Here is a 25,360-nt window from a genome sequence, read left to right on the forward strand (position 1 = left end):
CCCCACCCGGGCGTCCGCCCCCGACGAGCAGTAGCCGTTCCTGTGGACTGAGCGTGAGCGAGTCCGTTCGGCCGCGCGCCCCGAACCCCCGACCCCCCGAACCCTCCGAAGGGGAGACGTGAAACTCCTCGTCACCACCGTGACCGACGGCGACCTCTCGAGCCGTCAGGACGTCGTGCTGAGCGCCGACGCCACCACCCCCGTCCAGGAGGTCGCCGAGCACCTGGCCCGGATGCGGGCCGAGGCCGCGCCCCCGGGCACGGCCCCGGAGTCCACCGCACGCGCCTGCTATCTGGGCGACGAACCGCTGCCCCCCGGAGCGCCGCTGGCCGCCACCGGGATCATGGACGGCAGCGTCATCGGCCTCGGGGCTCCGGTGCCCCGGACAGCGGTGGAGTACGGGCCGGAGCGCTCCGCGATGCCGCAGCCGCAGCGGATGGACCACGCACCGGTCGTCGAGCTCCAGGTGGTCGGGGGACCCGACGCCGGGCGGGTGCACGCCCTCGGCGTGGGCACCCACGGCATCGGCCCGCTGGAAGGCTCCGCCGTACCGCTGCGGGGACGCGGCGTCCCGCCGGACGGCGTACGGCTGACCGTGCGCCCGGACGGATCGGCCATCGTGGAGCTGCCGGGGGAGTTCACGGCACGGCTGTCCGTTCCGGAGCCGCCGGAGCACCGGGGCAAGCCCGATCTGCCGCTGCTGCCGCTCGTGGCGGAGGACGATGAGGAGGAGCGGGCCGCCGACGAGCCGTGGGACGACGCTCTGCTTCCCGACGGCTGGGAACTGTGGCCCCTCGGCGGCGAACTCCAGCTCGGCGCGTTCCTGTTGCGACTGACGGAACCGACCCCGAGGGACGCCGCGGTGGTGCCGTCCGAGGGCGGCGGCGGCCTGGACCACAACCGCCCGCCGCGCATCCTGCCGCACCTCGCACCCGAGCGGTTCCGGCTGCCTTCGCCACCCGAGCCGCTCGGACGCAGGCCCATCCCCCTGCTCGCGGCGTTCGCCCCGATGATCTTCGGCCTCGTCATGGTCCTCTTCTGGAACTCGTACTTCTACCTGATCTTCATGCTCCTGTCGCCGCTGATGATGGCGGCGAACCACGTCAGCGGGCGGCGCCAGGCGCGCGTGGACCACGAGGGCAAGTGCCGCGTCTACCGCCTGCGCCGTGCCTCCCTGGAAGCGGATGTCCGGCACAAGGTCGCCACCGAACAGCGGCTGCGCACCGAGAACGCGCCCGACCCCGCGCTGGCCGGGCTCTGGGCGGTCGGCCCCGGCCACCGGCTGTGGGAGCGGCGCCGCGGCGACCCGGACCATCTCGCCCTGCGCATCGGGACCGCCGGGCAGCCGTCCCTGCTCGGCATCGACGACACGGCACGCGAGGACAACCACACCGCCGTCCACTGGACCATCCCGGACGCCCCCGTCTGCGTAGACCTGGAGCACTACGGCGTGGTGGGCGTGGCCGGGGAGACCGGACCGGTCCAGGCGCTGGCCCGCTGGCTGGCGGCCCAGGCCGCCGTGCTGCACACCCCCCGCGATCTGCGGATCGTCGTCCTCACCGACAAGGCGTCCCGGCAGTCGTGGGAATGGGCCTGCTGGCTGCCGCACACACGGGACGGTCTGCCCGGCTCCCGAGGCGGCGCCGTCACCCTCATCGGCAACGACCCGGAGACGGTGGCGAACCGCGTCGCCGAGCTGGTCTCCACCCTGCGCACCCGCCAGCGGGCCGCCGAGTCGACCATGAGCACGGCGCTGCTCAGCGAACCCGACGTACTGGTCGTGATGGACGGCGCCCGCCGTCTGCGCGACGTCCCCGGAGTCGTGTCCATCCTGAAGGAGGGCCCCGGAGTCCGGATCTTCCCCCTCTGCCTGGACCACGAGGAACGCCTGCTCCCCGAGGAGTGCACCGCGGTGGTCCGCTACGAGAACCACCGGCTGACGCTGCGCCGCACCGGGCTGCCCGACCTGCCCGACATCCGGCCCGACCTGGTCGAACCCGCCTGGTGCGAGCGTCTCGCCCGAGGTATCGCACCGATCCGCGACGTCACCCCGGACGCCTCCGAGGGGCTGCCCGACCGTATCGGCCTGCTCGACCTGCTGGGCATGCCCGAGCCGAGCGGCGAGCTGATCGCGGCGCGCTGGGCCGAGCGCCCGTCGTCCACCTCGCTGCTGCTCGGCGCGGGCTACGACGGCGCGGCCGCCTTCGACCTGGTGAAGGACGGTCCGCACGGCCTGGTCGCGGGCACCACCGGCTCCGGCAAGTCAGAGCTGCTGCAGACCTTCGTGGCCTCGCTCGCCGCGGTCAACCGGCCCGACGAGCTGACCTTCGTCCTGGTCGACTACAAGGGCGGCAGCGCCTTCAAGGACTGCGTGAAGCTGCCGCACACCCTCGGCATGGTCACCGACCTCGACAGCCATCTCGTACAGCGCGCGCTGACCTCGCTCTCGGCCGAACTGCTGCGACGCGAGCACATCCTGGCGGCCGCCGCCGCCAAGGACCTGCCCGAGTACCACGGCATGCGCCGCCGGGACCCGGATCTGCGGCCACTGCCCAGGCTGGTCATCGTCATCGACGAGTTCGCCACCCTGTACCGCGAGATCCCGGACTTCATCCCCGGTCTCGTGGGCATCGCCCAGCGCGGCCGGTCCCTGGGCATTCACCTGATCCTCGCCACCCAGCGTCCGGCCGGTGTGGTCAACGCCGACATCCGCGCCAACACCAACCTGCGGATCGCCCTGCGCGTCACCGACGCCGGCGAAAGCCAGGACGTCATCGACACCAAGGACGCCTTCAGCATCTCCCCGCACACCCCCGGCCGGGCCCTCGCCCGGCTCGGCCACGGCACGGTCGTCCCCTTCCAGACCGCCTACTGCGGCGCGTCCCAGCCCGGGGCCGCACCGGCTCAGCAGCAGCGGCCGGTCGAGGCGGAACGGCCCCAGATCTGGGGCGCCGAACTGCCGTGGGAGCGTCTCGGCCGTGCCGTCGGGATGCCGGAGCCCACCGGGGAGCCCCGTGGCGCAGCCGTGGAGGACGCCCCTGCCACCGACCTCAACGCACTGGTGGAGGCGGTGCGCGAGGCGACGGAGTTGCTGGACTGCGTGCCCCAGCCCAGCCCCTGGCTGCCCCCGCTCGACAGCAGCGTGCTGATGGCCGACCTGCCGCAGCCCGACCAAACCGGCGGAGCCCGACTGGCCCCGGTGTCCTGGGCGTTGTCCGACCTGCCCGGTACGCAGGCCCAACTGCCCGTCCAACTGGACCTCGACACCTTCGGGCACCTGTACGTCATCGGCATCCCGCGCTCCGGGCGCTCCCAGGTGCTGCGGACCATGGCCGGCGCGCTGGCCCGTGGTCACTCGGCCGCGGACGTCCACCTGTACGGCATCGACTTCGCGGGCGGCGCGCTGTCCGCCCTGGGCGTGTTGCCGCACTGCGGCGCCGTCGTGCTCCGGGGCGACACCGAGCGGCTGGAGCGGCTGTTCGCCCGGCTCGACGCCGAACTGGAGCACCGCCAGGAACTGCTGACCCGGCATCACGCGGCGAACCTGGCGGAGTTGCGCGAGATCGTCCCCCCGGCGGCCCGCCCGGCACACGTCATGCTGCTCATCGACGGCTGGGACGCGCTCGTCGACCTCATCGCCGATCACCACGGCGGCCGGCTGATGGACCAGCTCAACCGCCTGCTGCGCGAAGGCGCCGCCTCGGGTCTGCACGTGGTCGGCACGTCCGAGCGCGCCCTGCTGGCCTCACGGGCCAACGCGCTCAACGACAACAAACTGCTGCTGCGGCTGAACGACCGCAGCGACTACCACCTCGTGGGCAGACGCCCGGCCGAGATACCCGACATCGTCAAGCCCGGACAGGGCTGGGCCTCGGACGGCACCGAGCTCCAGGTCGCGCTGCTCGGGCCCGGAGCCACCGGTCAGGAGCAGGCGGAGGCGCTGCGCGCGATCGGCGACGAGGCGACCCGTCGCGACGCGGGACTGCCCGCCGCCCTGCGGCCCGTCCGGATCGGCTCGCTGCCCGCGAAGGTGGCCTTCACGGACGCGTACGAGAAAGTGGGCGACGAACTCCGCCGGCCCATGTGGGGATTGCTGGGGCTGGGCGGCGACGACGTCGCGCCCGTGGGAGTGGACTTCGCGGACTCCTCGCCGACGTTCACGGCCATCGGGCCACCCGGCTCCGGCCGCAGCACCACGCTGGCGAGCCTCGCCGTCTCCCTGCTCGCCTCCGGTACCCGGCTCGTCGTCCTCACCCCCCGGGAGTCGCCGCTGCGCGCCCTGAAGGGGCATCCGGGCGTACGGCTGCTCACCTCGCGAAACCCCACGGCACAGGAGTTCACCGAGGCCCTGGGGAGCGGCGGGCAGTCCTGCGTCGTCCTCGTCGACGACGCCGACCTGCTCGTCCTGCCGGAGATCGACCAGAACCTTCGCGCTCTGGCCGAGTCCGGCAGGGACCGTGGCATCGGAGTGGCCGCCGCCGCCACGGGCGACACCATGGCCGGGGCGATGGGCTGGCTCGGCGCCCTGAAGAGGCAGCGCAAGGGGGTACTGCTGGAAGCCCAGAGCCTGATGGACGGCGATGTCCTGGGCGTCCGTCTGACCCACGCCCACCTGCGCAACCGCAGGCCCGGCCGGGGACTGACCGTCGACCCGCGCTCAGGGGAACTGATCAACGTCCAGATCCCCGAGACCACCTTCGACTGACAGGGCCGGTGCGCGGCCGTGCCCGCCCGCACGCGGAAGTCGGCTCCTCCCGGCGGGAGGAGCCCACTTCTGGGGATGCGTGAGGGGTCACTCCGTGCGCAGGCACTCCGGGCGCATCATCCGCAGCAGCGGCGGCACGCTGAGCAGCGTGACCGCGACGACCACGACCGCGCCCACGCCGGTCATGGTCAGGACGCTCGCCCAGTCCATGGTCTCCGGCCAGCGCCTCGCCCGCCGCGCGTCGCCGGGTCATGCTCCGGTCGGAACCGACCAGGCGCAGCGCGGCGAGGCGGCGGTCGCGGCGTTCGCCGCCGAAGCGGACGGCGGCGGCGATGAACACGGCGACCGGCGTCAGCAGCACCACGAACACGACCAGGACCATGAGCAGCAGCAACGAGCGACGGCCCGCCGGGGAAGCCGACGGGCCGTCGTCATGTCAACCCATGGAACCTACTGGCTCTGACGCGGATTGGGCTTCATCACGGCGAACACCGCTTGGCTCGGGTCCGCCAGCCAGGCGATGCGCCCGACATCCGGTACGTCCGCGGCCGGCATGACCACCGACCCACCGCTTTCCTGTGCCGCGGTGACGGTGGCGTCGGTGTCGGCCACGGCGAAGTACGGCACCCAGCGCGGTTCTTCCTCCTCGCTCTGGAGCGGAGCCACCCCTCCGAAGGACCCGTCCTGCTGGTCGCCGTCCTTGATGCTGAGTACCCGGTACGTCATGCCCGGCGCCTGCATCTCCTCGGATCGCCAGCCGAACACTCCGTTGTAGAAGCGGATGGCTTCCTCCGGCTCGCCGACGTGCAGTTCCACCCACAGCAGCGTGTTGTCCTCGGACGTCTTCTCCAGTCCCATCTCTGACTGCAGTACGGCGAACTGCGCGCCCTGGGGGTCGGTGAACTGGCCGATCCACCCACCGTCCCCCACGTTCGTCGGCTCGACCCGCACAGTGCCTCCGCCGGCGACCACGGCACGGGCGGTGGCCTGGATGTCGTCGCTCCGGAAATACGTCGTCCAGGACGACGTGGCCCCCTCCTCGGTCAGCTGTCCGAGGGCGGCGACTGTCTTCCCGCCCTTCTGGAAGAACCCGTACCCGCCCGCATCCGGTCCGGCGGACAGGAACCGCCACCCGAAGACGGATCCGTAGAAGGCCGCGGCCGCATCCGTGTCCGGACTGCCGAGGTCGATCCAATGGGGTGACCCGGTACGGAAGTCGGTGCCCAGCATGTGTGTCCTCCTGTGAGTCCGGTACGAGACCCCGTCACTGTGCCCCCAATCAGCTCCGGGGCGGGGTGAGCACTACGAAGTCCGCGTTCGACGGGTCGAGACAGACCGCCATCCGGCCGACATCCTCCATGTCCTGCGGCCCCATCTGCACGCTGCCGCCGTTCTCGGTGACCTTGGCGACCGCGGCGTCACAGTCGGTGACGTTGAAAACCGGGTGCCAGTACGGCCGCCCGTTCGCCAGGGTGAGGTGCTCGCTGGGCATCTCCATGAGGCCGCCGTGCATGCGTTCCTCGGGAAGCCCGGCGGGAGTGATCAGGGAGTACACGCCCCCGCCGCCCGGCAGCGCCATGTCACTGAACTGCCAGCCGAAGACGTCGCCGTAGAACCCCTTGGCGGCTGCGGCGTCACTGGTGTAGAGCTCGGTCCAGGACAGCGAGCCGGGCTGGTCCACCAGTTCCACGCCCTTGCTCGTCCCCGGCTGCCAGACGGCGAACTGGCCGCCCAGCGGATCGCTGTACTGCGCCATCCGGCCCCACTCCTCGAGGTCCATCGGCGCCACCCGCACCGTGCCGCCGGCGCTCTCGACGGCCTGGGTCGTGGCGTCGGCGTCGGCGACGGTGAAGTAGAGCATCCAAGCCGAGCGCGCACCCTCCTCGGTGAGCTTGCCGAGCCCGGCGACGATCTTGCCGTCCCTCCGGAACATGCCGCCTTCCATGCCCTCACTCTCGCCCATGGGCTCGTAGTCCCAGCCGAGCACCGCGCTGTAGAAGGACGCGGTGGCCGGGACGTCGGGGGCGCCGAGGTCGAGCATGCAGGGGGAGCCGGGGGCGAAGTCCGTGGTGATCATGTCGATGATTCCCTTCGGTGGATCCCTGATGAATCAAGCGTGTCACCGGGCAGCGATCATCGCGCGCCGACCGGCCGCCGTGAGCGACACGGCATGTGAGCCAGGTGAGCTCGAGCGGGTGCGGCGCCGCCAGGACGTCGGTGACCGCGGGTGAGCAGCGCGCAGGCCCTGGCCGGCTGATCGGGGTTGACGCTGACGCGGTCGCCGTTCTGCTTGTTGCGGGGCGGGGCGAGGAGCCGACCGCGGCGAAGGCAGGTCGTGGCGGCGCCGTGGAGCGACTGGGCGGCGAGGTCGAGAAGGTGCGGGTTGCGGCGGACACGCTCGGCGATCTGGTGCAGACGGTGCCGGGCACCGACGCTGGGCTTGGGCAGGCCGGCGAGTTCTGGCAGACAGAGCGCGGGCAGGCAGGCACGGAGGAGGTCACCTCAGCATTTCCCACCTGGGTGCGGCCGGATTGGATCTCTCGTCGATCGAACCCCTTCAACTTCGCGACTAGATTGGCCAAATGTGATAGAAAATGTCATTTCGGGTAGATCGGGAAGATTTTAAGATACCGTTTAATCGGACTTGTCCATTAGGTGCCCTCCCTTGCTTGGGCGGCACCCGGTGGAAAACAGGAATTCATTAGCCCGGCCAGGAGCAGCCGGGAAAAAGGGGGGGCACATGATCAAATTCATGCGCAGAGCACTCTTAGCGGTTGCGCTACTCGCAGCCATGATCAGCGTCACCGGAGGGCACGCGCAGGCTGCTGAAGACGGATACCTGTGGTGGCCGGCGGACGGCACCGTCACCGGCGCCTGCGGCGAAGCACGCTCGACGCCCACACCTCACGTTCACGCGGGAACCGACATCGCCAAGTCGCCGTCGGCTCCGGTCTATGCGGCGCAGGACGGAACGGTCCGGTGGAACGCCGTCGGGTCCGACCCGGGCGGATACGGCAACTACCTCGACGTCAATCACAGCGGCGGGTGGTCCACCCGCTACGCGCACCTGGCCGAGTCGCCCAGTCGTCCACTTGTCGCCGACGGTGCACAGGTCGTACGAGGCCAGCTGATCGGGCACACCGCAGTCAACGGTGACTCCACAGGGCTGCACGTCCACTTCGAGATCCGGAAGAACAACGTGGTGCAGTGCCCCGCGAACGCCGGTAGGGGAACCGTCATCACGGCTCGTACCCGCACGACGACCAGCATCGGCGCCCCTTCCGGCCCCGAGACCGTCAAAAACGGCGGCGGCGTGCACATCACCGGCCCGAACTCCTACACCGATGTCTCCAGTTCAGGCCAGATCTACGCCTGGAACGGCGGCTACTACGGCGGCAGCCCCGGTGGCTATACCGGCCGCTTCGTCGACGCCAAGGTAACCGCCAACGGAGGCGGCTACTGGCTGCTCACCTCCGCCGGACAGATCTACGCCTACGGCAACGCCCCGTACAAGGGCGGCAGCCCCACCGGCTACGACCAGGAGATCGTGGCCATGGCCCCAACCCCTGACAATCAGGGCTATGTCATGGTCAGCGCCGGCGGTCAGGTCTACGCCTACGGCAACGCCGCGTACCGGGGCGGCAGCCCCACCGGGTACACGGGCCGATTCGTCGACGTGGAGATGACGCCCGACGGAGGCGGCTACTGGCTGCTCACCTCCGGCGGACAGATCTACGCCTACGGCAACGCCCCATACATGGGTGGCAGCCCCACAGGCTACGACCGTGCCATCGTCGCCATGTCCCGAACTGCCAACGGCCAGGGCTACGTCATGGTCAGTAAGACGGGCCAGATCTACGCCTACGGCAACGCCGCATACAAGGGCGGCAGCCCCGGCGGAATCACCGGGGAGATCTCAGACGTCGGCTACCGCACCGACGGCGTCGACGGCTACGTCCTCATCTCCACCACGGGCGCCCACTACGCCTACAACAGCCCGTTCCTCGGCAACCCCACAGGAACAGCAGCGATCTTCTGACCTGCTGTCACATCGACCAACCACGCCGTAGACACGACGGTGCCCAGCGATTACCTCGACTGGGCACCGTCACGAGCCGGGTGGCGGATCCACGTGGTCGCGGACCTGCTGCAGCTCGTTCCTGACGAGGAGCTCCATGAGGTGTCGGTCCTGCTGCGGCAACGCCTGGAGAACATCGGTGGGGACACTCCTGACGAACGACTGGGCCAACCGGACAGCATCGCCGAGAGTGGCGTCGTCGTGCAGGTGCAGTGAGCGGAGTGCGTTGCGGACGTCACGTCGGCACATGTCCGTGGCGTAAGGAGCGACGAGTTCCGGTGCGAGCGCGGTGATGACGCCGAAGGTCTCCACGACCGAGCGCATGCAGGCAGCGACGTTGTCCGGCTCACGCATTCGTTGGGTGATCGAGGGCGGGCCCACTTCACGAATGCGCCAGTAATAGATGATCTCCGGCAGAACATCGACGGCGGAAGCTTCGATGTGGGCGCGGATCATTACGGGTGCGTCCTCGTACGCAGGCAAGGAGAAAGCGAGGTTCTTCGCGTCCCAGAACGATCGTCGGAACACCTTGTTCCACGCCATCCGGTCACGTACCAAAGAAACATCGTGGCGAATATGCGTACGTCGGCGACCCTGAGCGAAAACATCCTCGTACCCCGAGTGCGGACGAACGCCGCTACTGTCCATCCGGCGTACGTCTCCTGATGCCATGTCGGATCCCGTGGCCTCGAGTGTTTCCACGAGGTGCCTATACCCGGTGGGGGTCACGACGTCGTCACTGTCGCAGAATGCGAGATATTTTCCGCGTGCCGCACGGAATCCCGCATTGCGGGCCGCACTCAACCCGGCGTTCGACTGCGAGATGATGTTGATGCGGTCGTCCTTGCGCCTCCAGCCTTCGGCTATGGTGCCGCTCAGGTCCGTGGAGCCGTCGTCGACGACGATGATCTCCACATTTGATAAATCCTGATTCAGGAGTGATTCGAGGCAGGGTGAAATGTAGTGCTCGACGTTGAATACAGGGACGACGACACTCAATGTCGGCAACATGGGGTGCTGGGCCTCCTGGGTTGACTTCGACGAACTTGTGAGACCCGGTCCGGCATGCGGGAATCCGGATCAATGACCGCTGCTTTGGAAGTGGCGCGACTGTTGAGACCAGAATCGATAGGAAAGCAGAAGGAGGATGAAACCTATGAAGGGGGAGAGCCAGGCCAGTGCGGAAGGAACAGACAGCTCTCCGGTTCGATTCAGGAGAGCCGTGGAGGGAAGGTACGCGACGAAGGCAAGCGGGAAGATGAAGGTGAGTCCGAATCGCGCTGCCGGACCGAAGACCTTCATCGGATAGTTGCCGAAATCGTTGAAGATGCCGTCGATGAGTTGCTTCAAGGGCATGGTCTTGAGGATTCGGAAGACCAGTGCGGACGCGGCCAGATGGACGGAGGCCTCGACCATGGCTCCCCCCACTACCGTCAGGACGAGAAAACCCACTGCGGGCACTGACCAGTTGATGGGCGCCTGGCTGCCGGCGATGGCCAACAGCGAGAGGCCGCCGGCGAGATCCCCCAACGCGATCGGCCGGAACCGGCGCGTGAGAAGTTGCAGCAGCGGTGGTGCCGGACGCACCAGGTAGCGGTCGTATTCTCCCTCCACGACCACTTGGTCGACGAAGAGTAGTTGGTGACCGGGGACGATCCACAGGCCATGGGCAGCGAGCCGGAGGCCGTACAAGAAGGCGATCTCGCCGAGAGTCCATCCCCCCAGATTTCCGAAGCGGGCGAGCACCGCCCAGATGAAGGCCAGTCCTGCTCCCTGGTAACACAGCCCGCCAAGAATGTTCACCAGGAGATTGCCGCGGTATTGCATCTCGGCCCGCCATGCCGCGCCTACCAGGAGTTTGTAGGTTCTCAACCAGCGCAGTGTCCTCATCCTCGTCCTCATCCTCCCTGAATCACGACGCGACGCTTGGCCCGTGACCAGACGAATGCGGCCAGCCCGGCGAGCACGACAACCCACATCAGCTGCAGACCCAACGCGCGCGTCACGTGGCTTCCGTCGATCTCACCGAGGTAGATCGCGATCGGTGTGTAGGCGGTGGACTGGAAGGGGAGTGCCTCGGCCACCGACCTCAGGGAGCCGGGCATGAACCACAGTGGCAGCAGCGCGCCGGAGAGGAACTGGGCGGTGAACCCGTAGACCATGTCGATCCCAGTGGATTCCAGGGTCCAGAAGGAGACCATGGCCTTGATCAGGAACAGCAGTTGATTGACCAGCATGCCCAGGAGCAGGGCGACACCGTAGGTGATGAGCGACCACGCTGAGGACGGGGCCTGCGAACCGCCCACCAGGAGTGCGAACGGCAGCGCGATGGCGACCGCAGGCACGGCGGAGAGGGCACCGCCGACCTGTGAGGCGAGCATCTGGGCAGGGAAGCCGACCGGACGCAGCAGGTCGACGGCCACCTTGCCTTCTCGTATGCGCTGCGGGATCGGCGATGCCTGCAAGGGATTGAGCAAGGTGTACTGGACTGCCGCCAGCGTGGCGTAGGCGATGGTGGTGCTCAGCGTGATGCCGTCCACCTCGGCCCGGTGGGCGTACACCCCTGTCCATACCGTCTTCATCAGGTAGATCTGGAGCAGCAGGGTGGCGAAGGTCAACAGGTACGAGCCACGGTAGGCCGTGGCCGTGCGATAGCCGATTCGACTGCATGCCAGGAGCGCTGTCATCGGCGGTCCGCGTAGATGTTGCGGATGACCGATTCGAGTTGTGGCTCGGTGATGGACAGATCGCTTACCGTGTGACGCGCCAGCAGAGAGCCGATAAGATCCGCGGCGGTGGTGTGCTGAGGGTCGAAACGAAGCCATACCCTCCCGTCCTCGTGTTTGGTCACTGTGGCGCCGGGCAGGTCGCTCACTTGGCCGTCGGTGTGCACCACCAGTTCGCGATAGGGCGCGTAGCGGGATCTCAGGGTGTCAATACTTCCGTCGTACATGACCGACCCCTGGTCGATGAGTACGACCCGTTCGCATAACTGCTCGACGTCATCCAGATCATGGGTGGTGAGAATGACCGTGGTCCCGGACTCCTTGTTGAGTTCACGCACGAAGGTGCGAACCGCCTCCTTCGCCACGACGTCAAGGCCGACTGTGGGTTCGTCGAGGTAGAGAATCTTCGGGGCGTACAGCATGGCTGCCGCGAGGTCACCGCGCATTCTCTGCCCGAGTGACAGTTGGCGCACGGGGGTGTCCAAGAACGGTCCCAGTGCGAGGAGTTCGGTGAATTGGCGCTGACGGGCCTCGAAGAGTTCGCGGGGCATGTCGTACAGCTTGCCGATCAGCCAGAGTGAGTCTCTGAGCGGAAGATCCCACCACAGCTGGCTCCGCTGGCCGAAGACCACGCCGATCTGGCGGGCGTTTTTCTCCCGCTGGCGCCATGGTGTGACACCTGCGACCGATACCGTGCCGGCGGTCGGCTCGAGGATGCCGGTGAGCATCTTGATCGTCGTGGACTTCCCGGCGCCGTTCGGGCCCAAATAGCCCACCAACTCACCGGGTTCGACGTCGAAGGACACGCCGTTGACCGCCCGGTTGATCGTGTACTGGCGGGTGAACAGCGTCCGTATGGTGCTGAAGGCTCCGTCGTGTTTTTTTGGCCGACGAAACTCCTTGACCAGGTCCTCCACGTGAATGATGGGCATAGTGGGCGATCGTGGCAGCTGTCCGATGATGACGTCAACAGGCGTGCTGTAGAGATTACGTGACTGTTCAAACCGACTTCCCGGCGGCACTCACAGGAGATTTTCAGCCATACGGGGAGAACGCCCGAGTAATTGCATGGGGCCCCTTGCGTGGTGGATGCATCGGAAGTTAGCGTCACGGACCGTAAGCGATTTCTCGTACGTATGCCTCCGGAGTGGCATATGCGGCGATCTTTTGCTGATCGGGGCATCCTCTCGTTCGAAGTGTCGAACATTTTGTGGATCGAGCTGGACCTCAAGCGATCCAGATGGAGAGAAAGCCGCCGGTGTCGGCTCGGCCGTTGTCGGCCCGTTCGCTGAACCGGTCCCCCTTGGGCAAGTGAATTCGGATCCCATTGCGGCGGTGCGACTGGCTGCCGTCGAATTGTGGATTCCGCACGCCTCGAATGAGCCGCACGGAGCAGGATATTAGGAGGACTATGTCTCTCCCGCCTTCGACAAGAGATCCCTGGGCTGCCGTGACGAGTGTGCGCGGCTTCCAGTGCGACGAACTCGTATCCGCTCTGCAAAAGTACATCCGCCGGGGAAACCTGGAAGAAGCGCTCCTCGTCGCCAGGGAGATGTACGAGACGAGCGCGGAGCTGGAAGGGCACCTGTGGACGCGGCTGATGGTGATCTCCGCGTCCGACTGCAATGACGGAACGTTCCTGCAGACGCCCATCGTCGAGTCCCTGCATCGCGTGGGGATGCGCATGCAGCGAGGCACCGGTGAGCGCTGGCTCTTCCTCGTACAGGCCGTGCGCTACCTGGTCTCGTCTCAGAAGGACATGACCACGGACGAGATCTGCATGTGGTCGCGGCACACGATGAACCATCACCTCCGAGCACCCGTCATCCCGGACTACGCGCTCGACGTGCACACCGAGGCCGGGCGGAAGCTGGGGCGAGGAGTCGGTCACTTCCTCGACGAGGGGACGGTCATCACCAACGAGTACGAGGGCGCAGATCCGGTGTTCGGTGAGCGCGTCCGGGAGATCGTCGCCCGAGGCGAGTGGGAGTAGCATGTCCGACTTATCTGCTTCCCCTCCCCCCGGGGCGAAGGCCCGGGGGCCTCGGCGGGACGGTGTTTCCGCACGCGGCGAGTCGGCGCTGACGGTCACCTTCCTGGGGCACGCCGGGCTGTCGGTGCAGGCCTCGGCGTTTCGGCTTGTATGCGACCCATGGTTCGACCGGGCCGGCGCCAACCTGGGCTCCTGGCATCAGTATCCCCGCAACGACCATCTGGACCTTGAGCCGCTGAAGCAGGCGGACTGGACGGCCGTGACCCATGAGCATCTCGATCACTTCGATCCATGGTTTCTAGCTCAACTTCCGGACTCGGCACGGGTGTTGATACCCCAGTACCCTTCTGCGGGCTTCCGCCGCAGGGTCGAGGAAGCCGGTGTCCGCAACATCGTCGAGCTGGCGCCCTGGCAGCCGTTCCCCCTGGACGACCGTGGATCCTGGATCACCGCGATCCCCGAGGTCTCGCCGATGTGGCACGACGCGGCCTTCCTGATCGTCGCGGACGGACATGCCGTACTGAACTGCAACGACGCGAAACTCACCCCCGCGCAGACCCGGCGCGCCAAGCACATGGCGGGGGGAAGGCTGTCCCTGATGGCTGTGCAGACCTCGCGCGCCGCCTGGCATCCGATGGCCTATGACACCTACACCGCCGACGAGGTACGGCAGATCGCCTGGCAGAAGAAGGTCTCCAAACTGCGTGCTGTGGCCCGCCTGGTGAAGGCGACCGCACCCGACCTCGCCGTGCCGTTCGCCGGCCCTCCCTGTTTCCTCGACAGCAGCCTGCGCGAGCACAACTGGGTGCTCGATCACGGCGCCGACGGCGCCTACACCGACCCCGAGGAAGCAAGAGCCTGGTTGGCAGAGCGGCTCCCCGCGCAGCAGTGGGAGGTGTTTCGCCCAGGGGACGGGATGGACCTGGCCGGCGGGGAGGTGACCCGCGATCCGGTGTCGTCCGCGTTCCGCTTCGAGGACAGAGAGGCATATCTGGCGGAGTACGCGGCCGACCGCGAGGCGGCGATCGCCGGAGTCGAGGCGAGCTGCCCGCAACCGGGCCCGGAGCTGCCCGCGTTGTTCGCGGAGCACTTTCGACACCTGGGCCGGCTCAGCAGGCATTTCAACAGCCGTATCGACATGACCGTACGGTTCACCGTCAACGGTCCGCACGGGGGGCGATGGGATGTCGCTCTGCACCACGACGGGGCGATCGTGGGCGAGTGCCTGACCGACAAACCGAGCTATCACCTCACGGTCGACGGCCGGTGGCTGCTGCCTGTTCTCACCGGACGGCTGAGCTGGGAAGCGCTGCTCCTGTCCATGCGGGTGCGCTTTCACCGCGATCCCGATGTGTACAACGACTACTTGGTCGGACTCCTCAAACACGCCGACGCGGAAGCGCTCAAGGCAGTCGAGAAGTACGACGACCAGTCACGGCGCCCACAGGAGCGCATCACCGTCGAGGACAGCGCCGGTCAGGCCTACGAGGTCAGCCGTTACTGCCCCCACGCAGGCGAGGACCTGTCCGTGGGAGCCATCGTCGGAGATCGCCAGATCACCTGCCTGCGCCACAACTTCACCTTCGACCTCGCCACCGGTCGGTGTGTCAATGCGCGCGGTCAGCGGCTCGAGGTCCGTCGTGTCCTCCCCGATCCATCCTGATCCGTCCTGATCCAGCCTGATTCAGGAGCCCCGTGATGCACAGTTCCACCCTCTACGACCGGCAGCACTGGCCCGAAGTCCAAGTCTGGGCCAGCTACACGGAACGACTCCCGCCCGAGGAACTCGTCCAGAGCGTCCACGTCGTCGCCATCGACGCAGCGGGGCGCGTCTGCGTGTGCCAGGACGATCAGGGGAACGTGTTCCTACCCGGAGGCACCCGCGAGGCGGGGGAACCGATCCTGGACTGCGCGGTGCGAGAGCTGCGCGAGGAGGCCGGCCTCACCGTCTGCGGCAACCCTCTCTGGTTCGGCGTTCACATGGCCGACGGATACAAGCCCGCCCCCTATCGCCCGCATCTGCCGCACCCCAAAAAGGCCTGGCTGTGGGGTGTCTGCGACGCGATGCAGGACGGGACGCCGACCAATCCTCCTGGAGCGGAGCAGGTCGTCTCCGCACGCATGCTCCCGGTGGCCGACGCGCAGAGAGTCCTGTCCCGAGTCAAGCCCTGGTATCCCGAACTCATCGAGCGTGCCTGCTACTTCCACCGGCGCGGATCTCTCGAGCAGGTACCCGATCCCGGCTACGAGGAGACATCGCCATCATGAGTGCCGCTGTGTCACCGGACGCGGATCTGATCGTCGACACGGACATCAAGGGCGTCAACGACGACGCGTTCGCCCTTCACTACTTGCTCACACGGCGGCACATTCCCTCGCTCATCACCACGTGTTCGGGCAACACGCTCGCTTCCGACAGCTTCGACGACGCGCGCGCCCTGCTCGACTCGTACGCCGTCGGGACGCGTACGGAGGCGGGACCGGACACGCCCCGAGGATGGACTCCGGCGATTCACGAATACCACCGAGACCTGCGCAAGGACCTGGGGGAGTCCGCCTACCTGGGTGAACTGGGCAGTGCACGCACGCGGTCGGTGTCGGCGCACGAAAGTCGCCCGTCGAGCCCGGCCGCCGTCACCCTCCCTGGGGCAGCGCCGGTCGACTACCTGGCCCTCGGTCCCCTCGGCAACCTGTACGACGCCCTCGTGTCCAAGACCCTTCCCGTTTCGCGCATCCGCCATCTCGTCTTCTCCGGTGGCGCGTTCGGCGTGCCGGGCAACGTCGGCCAGTACGCGGAGTTCAACGTCCTGGCCGACCCGCTCGCCGCGGCCTACGTGCTTGCGGCCCCCCTCTCCCGCATCACGCTCGTCCCGCTCGACGTGACCTCACAACTCACCTATGGACTGTCCGAGTACACGCAGATCGCGTCTGGATCCGGTCCGTTCAGCCGGGACCTGGTGCGGACCAAAGGCGCGACGTTCACGACCCGGCCCGGCTTCCGCGAGCCGCTGTGGGATCTGGTCGCCGCGCTGGTGATGACGCACCCGGAGATCGTCAAGCGCAGCGTGCGAGGCGATATCAGCGTCGACACATCGCTCAGCGCCTCGCTCGGCGCCACGACGCTGCGGCCGTCGGAACAGGGTCGAGCGGAAGTCGTCCTGGAAGTGGACACGGAACGGGTGCTGCACCACATGGCCGGCACTTTCGAAGGGGTTGAAGAGTGACATCCCATGAGGACTTGATCAGCCGTACGTCGATCGTGATTCCCGTGAAGGACGACCCGTTGATCTTCCGCTGCCTGGAGTCGGTCGACGAGCCCGTCGAGGTCGTCGTGGTGACGAACGGAAGCACGGCGGCGTTCGTGAAATCCCTGGCCTCGTTCGAGAGATACCCCCTGGAGGTCGTCTCACTGGAGAAGCCGGGGATCGGCGCGGCCTTCAACGCGGGCGCGGAGAAAACCTCCGGCGACTTCATCCTGCTCATGGACTCGGACTGTGTCTTCACCCCTGGGAGCATTCGCGCCATGGTCACCGGGCTGGGAAGCGGCGACTTCTCCCGGGGGCGCACCGTCTTCAGCAGTCACAACTGGGCGACGCGGATGACCGCGCGCACCCGTGAGTACACCGAGGACGCTCTGCGAACCCGCCGTCCGAACGCCTACAGTCCTCCGCTGCTCTACCGAAAGGACGTCGTCCGGCAGATGGGCGGATATCACTTCGATCCACGCCTGGCCTGGCGCGAGGACCGCGACTTCGAACTACGCAGACGCTCGGCCGGATTACCCGTCGCGTTCGTGCCCGGGGGCACGGTGATCCACAAACCGCTCAGCATCCGGGCCGATCTGGCCAGCGTGCGCAGCTACGGGGCGGGGCAACACCAAGGAGAGCGGCTCGGCCTGCTCCCCAGGATGTCCCCGCGGCACGAGGTGGCGAAAACCGTGCGTGCCGTGGCCCGCATCGCCGCGGGCACGTGGAACCCCCTGCTGGCCGTCTATCCCGTCGTACGCCGGCTGGCCTTCGTCCAGGGCTACCGGAAGGCGGCCAGGATCCATGCGGCCTCACGTCCGGCCTCGGACGGCGGCTCGTGATCATCGCGTGTGATCTCGACGGAACGCTGACCGACCACGACGGTGTCATCTCGGCACAGAACGCGCGGAGCCTGCTCTGGGCGAGGGAACGCGGTGTCATCTGCGTCCTCGCCACCAGCCGCCCTTCGCGATGCCTCGACCTGCCGAAGCGGCAGCTGGCGCTCTTCGACTGCGTCATCACGTGCGACGGAGCGGAGCGGGCCTTCCCGGACCCTGCGGGTGTGTGGCTCCCCATGGCTCCCGGCGACATCGACCGCGCCGGGATCGCACTCCAGGACGCGGGCGTCAGCGGTGCCTACGCCGTGGAGTTCGGCACGGGCCTCGGCCACGAGAAGGGCTTCGCGGGCTGGCCCGCCACCGACAGAGGCAGCCCCTTCCGTATCGGGCGGCTCGAGGCGCTGTGCCGGCTGGCTCCGGTGGCGCGCGTCTACTTCCGCCCTGATGCCTCGGCCACTTGCGGCGCGGCGGCCGACGCGCTGACCACAGCGGCAGGCGAGGGCATCACGGTCTCCGAGCAGACCGAGGGGAGGGGCCTGGTGCAGTTCACTCATCGCAGGGCCACGAAGGGCGAGGCCTTGCGAACCTGGCTGGACGACACCCGCCACAAAGGACCGCTGATCGCCTTCGGTGACCAGTTGAACGATCTGTCCCTGCTCGACCTGGCGGATGAGGCCTTCGCCGTGGGCGATGCGCACCCGGCTCTGCTCCGGCGCTACTCGCATCTGCCCGATGACGACGGCTCAGCCGTGGCCCGGGCGATCCGCCGGGTTGCCTCGCGGCGGCCGACCATCACGATGTCGTAGGAAGTGATCATGTACGGTCATCCATCGCCGCAGGAACCGGCCCAGCCCTCTGTCACCGCCGCGCCTTCGTCCCTGGCCGTGGCAGGTGACGGTTTCGGATGGGGGAGCGTGGGTCTCCTCGCAGCGGTTCTCGGCTCGATCAGGCTTCGCGAGAACGGCCTGACCCGCTTCCTGGGACTCGACACCGGTATCGGCCGCCCCGTCCTGCGCCGTCATGCCGTCCACGACTGGGCGGACACTTCCGACCTGACGGACGGTGAGCTGAGGAACCTCCTGGCCCGGCATTCCGTGGAGGCTGCCGTGGTCGTGCTCAACGCGGAGCTCGCCCTCCGCCTGGAGCGGGTGGGTTGTCCGGTCGTCTACGTCGACACGAACCCCTTCATGTGGACCGAGCACGAACTCATCCCGCAGACCGTCACCCGCTACTGCGCGCAGTTGTGTCCAGCCCTGCCACAGCTCTGCTGGCCCGTCCTGCGGGGGATCACTTCGCTGCACTGGGTCGGCCGGATCATAGGTCCCCGCCCGTCCCCGTCCGGCGCCGTCGTGCCGGGCAAGGCGGTTCTCAACTTCGGAGGGCTGCAGTCGCCCGCCACCACGGCCGGAAGCGTCCAAAGCTACCTACGGCTGGTGTCCACCGCGATGATGACGGCCTTCAAGGAGCAGGGATACGAGCGGGTGGTCGTCACCGGCAACCTGGACGCGGACGCTCTGCCGATCCCGGCGGACCTCGCCTCCGACCTGGACGTGAGTGGCGGTCGCCTGCCCCGGGAACAGTTCCTGAACGAGCTGGCCACCGCGGACATCATCGCGACGTCACCAGGGCAGACCACACTGCTGGAGATCGGCGCTCTTGGGCGCCGGGCGGTCGTGCTGCCACCCCAGAACCTCAGCCAGATCCTGCACGCCGACGAGGTCTCCCTGATCGTGGACCCGAACATCGTGGTGACATGGCCACAGGGAACGGTCGACCAGGACCGTATCGCCCGGGAACGCGGCCGGGGCGAGGACTGGGCGATCTCCACGATGTACGGCGAGATATCGGCCGCCGCGGCCACCTGGCCCGACGGTGTGCCGGAGCTCGCCCGAAGCTGCTCCGACGCCTTGGCCTACGCTCGGCGCAAAGAGACGAGCCTCGCCCCGCTGGGCGCCGTGACCGGCAATGAGGGCGCGGAGGAAGTCGTCGACATCCTCCACGACTTCCTCCGAAAAGCATGACTCCCTCCGAAAGACATGACTTCCTCCGAAAGACATGACTTCCTACCGAAAGGGCTGAGCCCGTGACGCCCGTGACGGGAACGAACCTCCGCGATCCTCGCCGACCAGGCATCCAGCCACCGGGTACGTCAACTCTGTCGCCCGGGTGACCTGGTCCGGTGGGCGGCAACGGCCATGATGGCAACGGAGGTCAGGGCGATCCCGCTCCCTACGTAGAGCGGTGCCGCGTAGCCGTAGCCCGCGGTGATGGCGAGACCTCCGAGCCAGGCGCCGAGGGCGTTGCCGACGTTGGAGGCGGAGACGTTGGCGCTGGCAGCGAGGGCGGCGCCGTGGGCGGCGTCGGTGACTCGGGTGATCATGCCGGGGACGCTGGCGAAGCCGCATACGCCCATCAGGAAGACCAGAAGCACTGTCGCGGTGGCGCTGGCGGCCAGCAGGCCGAACACGAACAGCGTGACGGTGAGGCCGGACAGCGCCAGCAGCAGGGCGCGGTCGCGGTCGATGTCGGCGGCCCGACCGCCGATCATGTTGCCGACGACCAGGCCGACGCCGTAGACCATCAACAGCCAGGAGACATCCCCGGTGGAGAAACCGGCGACCTCGGTGAAGGTGTACGCGATGTAGCTGAAGGCGCCGAACATGCCGCCGTAACTGAGGGCGGTGGCCGCCAGAGTGAGCCAGACCTGCGCGGAGCGGAAGACACGGAACTGGGCACGCAGGCTGGTGGGCGCCGCCGCGATCCGGTCCGTCCCGTTCCCGGTGGACCGCTGCTGACCTGCCCAGGCCGGGACCAGGGCGGCGATTCCGGCGAGGGCGAGGACGCCGATGCCGGTGACGGCCCAGAAGGCCGCCCGCCAGCCCCAGCGTTCGCCGACCAGGGCACCGAACGGCACGCCCAGCACGTTCGCCACCGTCAGGCCGGCGAACATGATCGCCACCGCGCGGGACTTGCGCTCCGGCGCGACCAGGGCCCGGGCGACCAGCGAGCCGATCCCGAAGAACGAGCCGTGACACAGGGCGGCGACGATCCGGCCGAGCATCATCATCTGGTAGTTCGGGGCGATCGCGGACAGCAGGTTGCCGACGACGAACAAGGCGACCAGACCGACCAGGACGTTCTTGCGCGGCAACCGTGTCGTCGCGGCGGTGAGGGCGATCGCGCCGACGGCGACGCTCAGGGCGTAGCCGGAGATCAGCCAGCCCGCCGCAGCCTCGGACACCGAGAAGCTCGACGCGACCTGCGGCAGCAGCCCGGCGATCAGGAACTCGGTCAGCCCGATCCCGAACCCGCCCAGCGCCAGCGCGATCAGCCCGACCGGCATCCGCTGCTCAACTACTGGGCTCTGTACGTCGGTTCCGGTGTCGAGTTCGGAAGTCCCGTCGTTCATATGCCTGCCATTCCCTTTCAAGTGAGCCCCTGCGACGAGGCTTTCACGTGTGGCCCGCGAGTGGATCACCGGCAGGCAAAGTGGCCGAAATCCCTTCGGCGGGCCCCGAGACCCGCAGGAGATGATCAGAATCCGGAGGACGAAGATGACGAAGATGACGAAGAGGGCGGACGATTTGCGCATCATCGAGTGCCACTTCGAGTTCACGGGGTTCGACGACCACCTGGTGAAGGCCGGGACCTCTGTCTATCTGTGGAACCTCGTCCGGCAGTTCAAGGCCGCCGGACACCGGACCGGAGCCGTGACCGCCGCGCACGGTCTCCTGGACGCCATCGCCGAGAAACACGCCGTCACCGATCTGGACTGGCGGTTCGCCGACCGGATACCCGTACGGCTGGATCCCGCCGAGTGGCCCGGATTCCCCGAGACGGTCACTCTGGACGTCACCGCACGCGCCCACCGGATCACCGTGGACGGTATCGACATCGTGCTGCTGAGCGGCGACCTGCTCGACAACCACCCCGACAGCCTCTACCCGCCACGCGAACTCAGGGGCCACAGCCTGGACTTCCTCAAGCCGCTGGTGTTCCAGGTGGTGGCGGCCCGCTATGTGCGGGAGCAGCTCCCCGCGGGAACGGTCGTCCATCTGCATGAGCCTTTCCATCACTACCTCCTGCCCGGCCTGCTGGCCGGACATGGCTTCCATGTCATCTCCACCGTGCAGACCAACATGGCCGTCAACACCAAGGTGTACGGTCCCGAAGTGCGCGGCGTGCTGGAGAGCCAGGGCGCGGACGCGTCGGTCGCCGACGGGCTCGCCGACCCACCGCTCGACGCGCCCCTGGAACGGGTGATGCGGGCCTTCCTGCCGCGCACCCTGCTCTACCAGGACTATCCGCGGGGGCCGGGGCGCGAGTACATCTCCATGCTGGGTCTGGTCGTGCGGTCCGTGGCCGCGATGGACTTCCTCTCGGAAGGGCAGCTGGACCACGCGCTGACCCAGGCGGAGACGCCGTTCGAGCAGCTCTTCCAAACTCTTTCCGTACGGCGGGAGTTGAGGGCGCGCGAGCAGTTGCTGGTGGTGGGGGGCTGCGCCATCGGAGACGAGTGGCTGCACGTACGGCGGGACGACGAGGTCCGCGAACGGACGCTCGGCGGACTGGGGTTGGACCCGCGGTTGCCGACGATCTACCACAACGCGCGTTACTCCGTGCAGCACAAGGGCCAGCAGGAGTTGTTCAAGGGTGTCCGCAGGCTGCTCGATGGGGGCGGGCGCTGCAACGTGCTCTTCCACTGCCTGGCGCCGCGTCCCCCCGAGGACGCGGATCTCACCGAACTGGCCCAGGCGTACCCGGGGTTGGTGCGGATCGAGACCGGGCCGATGAGCAACGCCGAGATCAAGGACTGGGCCGTGTCGAGCGATTTCTGCGTCTTCCCGTCCAAGTTCGAGATGGACACCTTCCTGATGGCGATGGGGGAGGCGATGGCGAGCGGCTGCGTGCCCGTCGCCACCGCCCAGCGCGGGATGCGTCACTTCCGCCACTCCTTCGACCTCGACGCTCCCGGGGTGACCGGGCTGGCCCTCCCGCGCTCGTTCCGGGTGGACGACCCGCTGCTGACGGAGGCGGTACACACCGGGCTGGCCCGGATGCTGGAGCTGTGGCACCGCGACCCCGAACGGGTCGAGGCGTTTCGGGCGCGGGCGGTCGAGGTCGGCCGGAGCTTCACCTGGAAGGCCGCCGCCGAGCGGTTCCTGGCGGTGTTCGCCGCGTGCGCGGCCGGTACCCCGCCCGCGGACGCCGTGCCCGCGGGGCGTGAACTGGTCCGTGCGGGCGAGGCGGCCGGCAGGCGGCTCGACGCCGGCCACGGCAGCGTACGGCGCGGCCAGGGCGACGGGCTGGACGTACGGTGGCATGCGCCGGATGCGAGCCGGGTCGAGCTGGTGTCGGCGGACCCGGACGGATCGGTCGAGGTCACCGCACTGGCGCGGGACGCCGACGGATTCACCGGGACGGTGCCGTGGCCCACCGCCGACCGCGCCCTCGCCGTCCTGGTGACCGGCCCCGACGGACACTCGGCCTGGTCGCGGGTCGAGCCGCCGGCCCCGGCCTGAGACGAGGACGTCCTTGGCACCCGGGGTCATCCGATGGTGAGACTGGCCCCGACCTTCTCCAGGATCGACTCCCCGGCGATCACCGGGCGCATCCCCGCGCCGCCGCCCGCCGGGGCGGCCAGCGGGACGACCTCGGTGTCGGGGTCGGTCTCGAAGAAGTAGACCAGGGAGACGAGTTCCTCGTCGGGTGCGGAGTCGCTGGGGGCGAGGACCCGGTGACGGAGGGATCGCCACCGGCCGTCCGTCCACAGGTTCATCAGGTCTCCGAGGTTGACGACCAGGGTGCCTTCTTCGAAGGGCGGCTTGAACCAGCCCTCCGCCTCGTTCCAGACTTCCAGCCCGCCGACCCCTTGTTGCCGGTCGAGGAGGCTCAGCGTGCCGAAGTCGGTGTGCGGGCCGACCCGCATCTGTCCCTCGACGACGCCGCCGACGGCTCGCAGCGACGGGTACCAGTTGACGTTCTGGGTCCAGGTCGCACGCTGCGAGCGCGAGGTGAAGAAGTCCTCCGACAGGCCGAGCACCGCGGCGAGGACGGTGAGTACCTCGTGAGCGACCCGCGTCATGTGTCCGGTGTACTCCAGCGCCGTCTCCCGCAGTTCCGGCTGCTGCGCGGGCCACTTGTTGCGCGGGTAGTACCGGTCGTCGTAGGACGGGTCGCCCGTGGTGTGGGAGGGCCCGACGTGGAAGGCCTCGTGCAGGTCGGGGGTGCCGGCCTGGCCGTCGACGGCGCCGACATCGAGCGCGCCCAGACCTCGCCAGCCGTTGTCGTACGGGCGGCTGACGGCGTACCGCCGCTTGGTGTCGGCGGGCAGGGCGAAGAAGTCACGGCCGTGGGCGCGCATACGGTCGGTGAGTTTCCGCGGGACGCCGTGGCCGCGCAGGAGGAAGAGGCCGGTTTCACGCAGAGCGCCGTCCAGCGCCGTCACGATCCCGGTGCGGTGGGCCTCGTCCGAGGTCCGCCATTCGGCGAGGTCCAGAACGGGGATGTCACGAGACATGGCTGTCTGCCCTTCGGTCGTGCGGTGCCCGCTGGTGGCCGGTTTTGGCCGGCCGGGTGAACCGGTGGACGTCGCCGATGGGCTCCGCGGAAGGCCCCCAGCTCAGAGCGGGGATATGGGCGTTGACGAGTTCGCCGTCCTCGCGCAGGACCGCGGAGGACGGGTGGTACATGTGCAACAGCGGGTCGTGGTAGTGGTCGAAGGCGGAGTTGATGTCCATGCGGTAGGCGAAGTCGTTGTCCTCGCCGCCCCAGCCCTCGAATCGTTCGTCCATCCCGCCGATCCGGTGGAAGGCGCTGGTGCGCACCCACACACAGCAGCCGGGAGGGCGGCGCAGCACGAAGGCGCGCAGACGCTCGCCGTCCACCTCCGGGGCGCGCCGCCACAGCCGCTCCTCGATGGCCCAGGAAGTGGCGGGTTCGTCGAGGCACCACATGTCGCGGTAGCTGAGGTGGCCCATGGTGCCGGGGTGGTGGAAGCGGGCCACGTTGCGTGCGATGAAGTCGCGGTCGACCAGGGCGTCCGCGTCCAGGACACAGATGATCTCCGCCTGGCCGGGGGCGTTGACCACGCCGGCGTTCACCGCCCAGGACTTGTTGAAACTGCCGGGCTTGTGCGCGAAGAGATAGTGGTCGGCAAAGGGTTCGATGGCGTCGCGCCGGCGCGGTTCGTGATCCGTCTCCACCACCACGACCTGGTAGAAGGAGCGGGGCACGGACTGGTCCCGCAGGGCCAGCAGACAGGCCAGCAGATTGCGCAGGCGCAGTCCCTGGCGTTGGTCGCGAAACGGCACCACGACCCGTACCCGGGGGGTGTCGCCGGGCGCGAGCCCGGCCCCAGGCGCCAGGGTCCGCAGCCGCCCGGCGTCGACGACGTCCTGGCCGGTCCCCTGGTAGCGGCGGCCCAGCTGGTAGCCCAGACGGGAGTTGGACTCCGCCGCCCAACCTCGGGCGAAGAGGGTGTCGAGGGCCGGTCCGCCGCCCGCGGCGGCGAGTTCGACCAGCCGCGCGTGCAGGGCCAGGTGCAGTGCCGGGTCGGACGGGCGGCCCTCGAGTTCACCGACCCTGCGGCGCAGGACCTCGTCACCGGTCTGCTCGGCCGCCTCCAGCACCTCCTGCCGGTAAGGGAGTCCGCGTTCCCAGTAGAAGATGCTGGCCTCGCGGGCCTGGGGGTCGAAGTGCACGGCCAGTGTGGTGACGACGGCCGTGGCCAGGAGGTCCGGATCGGTGGGTGTCAGCGTGGGCACGGGGCGTC

General features: G+C 68.3%; 20 protein-coding genes and 1 pseudogene. 11 read left to right on the forward strand and 10 right to left on the reverse strand.

From position 1 onward, the window contains the following. Positions 1-118: 118 nt before the first annotated feature. Positions 119-4,705, forward strand: a complete 4,587-nt coding sequence (locus ADL01_RS01010; RefSeq protein ID WP_053739922.1) for an FtsK/SpoIIIE domain-containing protein — start codon at positions 119-121, stop codon at positions 4,703-4,705. Positions 4,706-4,919: 214 nt separating this feature from the next. Here the strand turns inward: ADL01_RS01010 and ADL01_RS45595 are convergent. The 3 genes and pseudogenes from ADL01_RS45595 to ADL01_RS01025 all read right to left on the reverse strand — a co-directional run. Then, positions 4,920-5,099: pseudogene (locus tag ADL01_RS45595) on the reverse strand (hypothetical protein); the annotation flags it as partial. 56 nt (positions 5,100-5,155) lie between these two features. Beyond that, positions 5,156-5,935, reverse strand: a complete 780-nt coding sequence (locus ADL01_RS01020; protein ID WP_053739924.1) for a VOC family protein — start codon at positions 5,933-5,935, stop codon at positions 5,156-5,158. 49 nt (positions 5,936-5,984) lie between these two features. After that, a complete protein-coding gene (locus tag ADL01_RS01025) occupies positions 5,985-6,782 on the reverse strand; it encodes a VOC family protein (RefSeq protein WP_053739925.1) in 798 nt (265 codons plus the stop codon). Positions 6,783-6,922: 140 nt separating this feature from the next. On the opposite strand from ADL01_RS01025, the gene ADL01_RS01030 reads away from it, so the two are divergent. Continuing rightward, a complete protein-coding gene (locus ADL01_RS01030) occupies positions 6,923-7,315 on the forward strand; it encodes a hypothetical protein (RefSeq protein ID WP_159049416.1) in 393 nt (130 codons plus the stop codon). A gap of 181 nt (positions 7,316-7,496) precedes the next feature. Then, positions 7,497-8,744 (forward strand): M23 family metallopeptidase, encoded by a 1,248-nt coding sequence (locus ADL01_RS01035; protein WP_053739927.1) that lies wholly within the window; start codon positions 7,497-7,499, stop codon positions 8,742-8,744. A gap of 69 nt (positions 8,745-8,813) precedes the next feature. Here ADL01_RS01035 and ADL01_RS41150 read toward each other — a convergent pair whose 3' ends face one another. The 4 genes from ADL01_RS41150 to ADL01_RS01055 all read right to left on the reverse strand — a co-directional run bounded on the left by ADL01_RS41150 (position 8,814) and on the right by ADL01_RS01055 (position 12,441). Next, positions 8,814-9,794: a glycosyltransferase family 2 protein gene (locus ADL01_RS41150; RefSeq protein WP_078960248.1), complete on the reverse strand. Its 981-nt coding sequence runs from the start codon at positions 9,792-9,794 to the stop codon at positions 8,814-8,816. A gap of 69 nt (positions 9,795-9,863) precedes the next feature. Then, a complete protein-coding gene (locus ADL01_RS01045) occupies positions 9,864-10,673 on the reverse strand; it encodes an ABC transporter permease (protein ID WP_234354447.1) in 810 nt (269 codons plus the stop codon). A gap of 8 nt (positions 10,674-10,681) precedes the next feature. Beyond that, positions 10,682-11,470, reverse strand: coding sequence for an ABC transporter permease (locus ADL01_RS01050; protein WP_053739929.1), 789 nt, complete (start codon positions 11,468-11,470; stop codon positions 10,682-10,684). Continuing rightward, the gene (locus ADL01_RS01055; RefSeq protein WP_053739930.1) at positions 11,467-12,441 is read right to left on the reverse strand and encodes an ABC transporter ATP-binding protein; all 975 of its coding nucleotides are present in this window, start codon (positions 12,439-12,441) and stop codon (positions 11,467-11,469) included. The genes ADL01_RS01050 and ADL01_RS01055 overlap by 4 nt, the downstream gene beginning before the upstream one ends. A 518-nt stretch (positions 12,442-12,959) precedes the next feature. On the opposite strand from ADL01_RS01055, the gene ADL01_RS01060 reads away from it, so the two are divergent. Genes ADL01_RS01060 through ADL01_RS01090 form a run of 7 tightly spaced genes read left to right on the forward strand, consistent with a single transcriptional unit; the run spans position 12,960 to position 19,607 of the window. Beyond that, entirely contained in the window at positions 12,960-13,502 is a 543-nt protein-coding gene (locus tag ADL01_RS01060) for a hypothetical protein (RefSeq protein WP_053739931.1), read from the forward strand. A gap of 1 nt (position 13,503) precedes the next feature. Continuing rightward, the gene (locus tag ADL01_RS01065; protein WP_053739932.1) at positions 13,504-15,165 is read left to right on the forward strand and encodes a Rieske 2Fe-2S domain-containing protein; all 1,662 of its coding nucleotides are present in this window, start codon (positions 13,504-13,506) and stop codon (positions 15,163-15,165) included. A gap of 35 nt (positions 15,166-15,200) precedes the next feature. Further along, positions 15,201-15,770, forward strand: coding sequence for an NUDIX domain-containing protein (locus tag ADL01_RS01070; RefSeq protein WP_063783428.1), 570 nt, complete (start codon positions 15,201-15,203; stop codon positions 15,768-15,770). After that, entirely contained in the window at positions 15,767-16,726 is a 960-nt protein-coding gene (locus ADL01_RS01075) for a nucleoside hydrolase (protein ID WP_078960249.1), read from the forward strand. The genes ADL01_RS01070 and ADL01_RS01075 overlap by 4 nt, the downstream gene beginning before the upstream one ends. Continuing rightward, positions 16,723-17,589, forward strand: a complete 867-nt coding sequence (locus ADL01_RS01080) for a glycosyltransferase family 2 protein (protein WP_078960250.1) — start codon at positions 16,723-16,725, stop codon at positions 17,587-17,589. The genes ADL01_RS01075 and ADL01_RS01080 overlap by 4 nt, the downstream gene beginning before the upstream one ends. Continuing rightward, on the forward strand, positions 17,586-18,392 hold the full coding sequence (locus tag ADL01_RS01085; RefSeq protein ID WP_053739935.1) for an HAD family hydrolase: 807 nt from the start codon (positions 17,586-17,588) through the stop codon (positions 18,390-18,392). Before ADL01_RS01080 ends, ADL01_RS01085 begins: the two co-directional genes overlap by 4 nt. Positions 18,393-18,401: 9 nt before the next feature. Then, on the forward strand, positions 18,402-19,607 hold the full coding sequence (locus tag ADL01_RS01090) for a hydroxymethylcytosylglucuronate/cytosylglucuronate synthase (protein WP_053739936.1): 1,206 nt from the start codon (positions 18,402-18,404) through the stop codon (positions 19,605-19,607). 128 nt (positions 19,608-19,735) lie between these two features. On the opposite strand, the gene ADL01_RS01095 is transcribed toward ADL01_RS01090, so the two are convergent. Next, on the reverse strand, positions 19,736-20,929 hold the full coding sequence (locus ADL01_RS01095) for an MFS transporter (protein ID WP_053740003.1): 1,194 nt from the start codon (positions 20,927-20,929) through the stop codon (positions 19,736-19,738). Positions 20,930-21,140: 211 nt separating this feature from the next. On the opposite strand from ADL01_RS01095, the gene ADL01_RS01100 reads away from it, so the two are divergent. Further along, positions 21,141-23,108 (forward strand): glycosyltransferase, encoded by a 1,968-nt coding sequence (locus tag ADL01_RS01100; protein ID WP_159049417.1) that lies wholly within the window; start codon positions 21,141-21,143, stop codon positions 23,106-23,108. Between the two features lie 26 nt (positions 23,109-23,134). Here the strand turns inward: ADL01_RS01100 and ADL01_RS01105 are convergent, their stop codons facing one another. Continuing rightward, on the reverse strand, positions 23,135-24,106 hold the full coding sequence (locus ADL01_RS01105; protein ID WP_053739938.1) for an isopenicillin N synthase family dioxygenase: 972 nt from the start codon (positions 24,104-24,106) through the stop codon (positions 23,135-23,137). Further along, on the reverse strand, positions 24,096-25,352 hold the full coding sequence (locus tag ADL01_RS01110) for a glycosyltransferase (protein ID WP_053739939.1): 1,257 nt from the start codon (positions 25,350-25,352) through the stop codon (positions 24,096-24,098). Before ADL01_RS01110 ends, ADL01_RS01105 begins: the two co-directional genes overlap by 11 nt. Positions 25,353-25,360 lie beyond the last annotated feature (8 nt).

This window comes from Streptomyces sp. NRRL WC-3618 (assembly GCF_001280005.1).
In the GTDB taxonomy this organism is placed as follows: Bacteria; Actinomycetota; Actinomycetes; order Streptomycetales; family Streptomycetaceae; genus Streptomyces.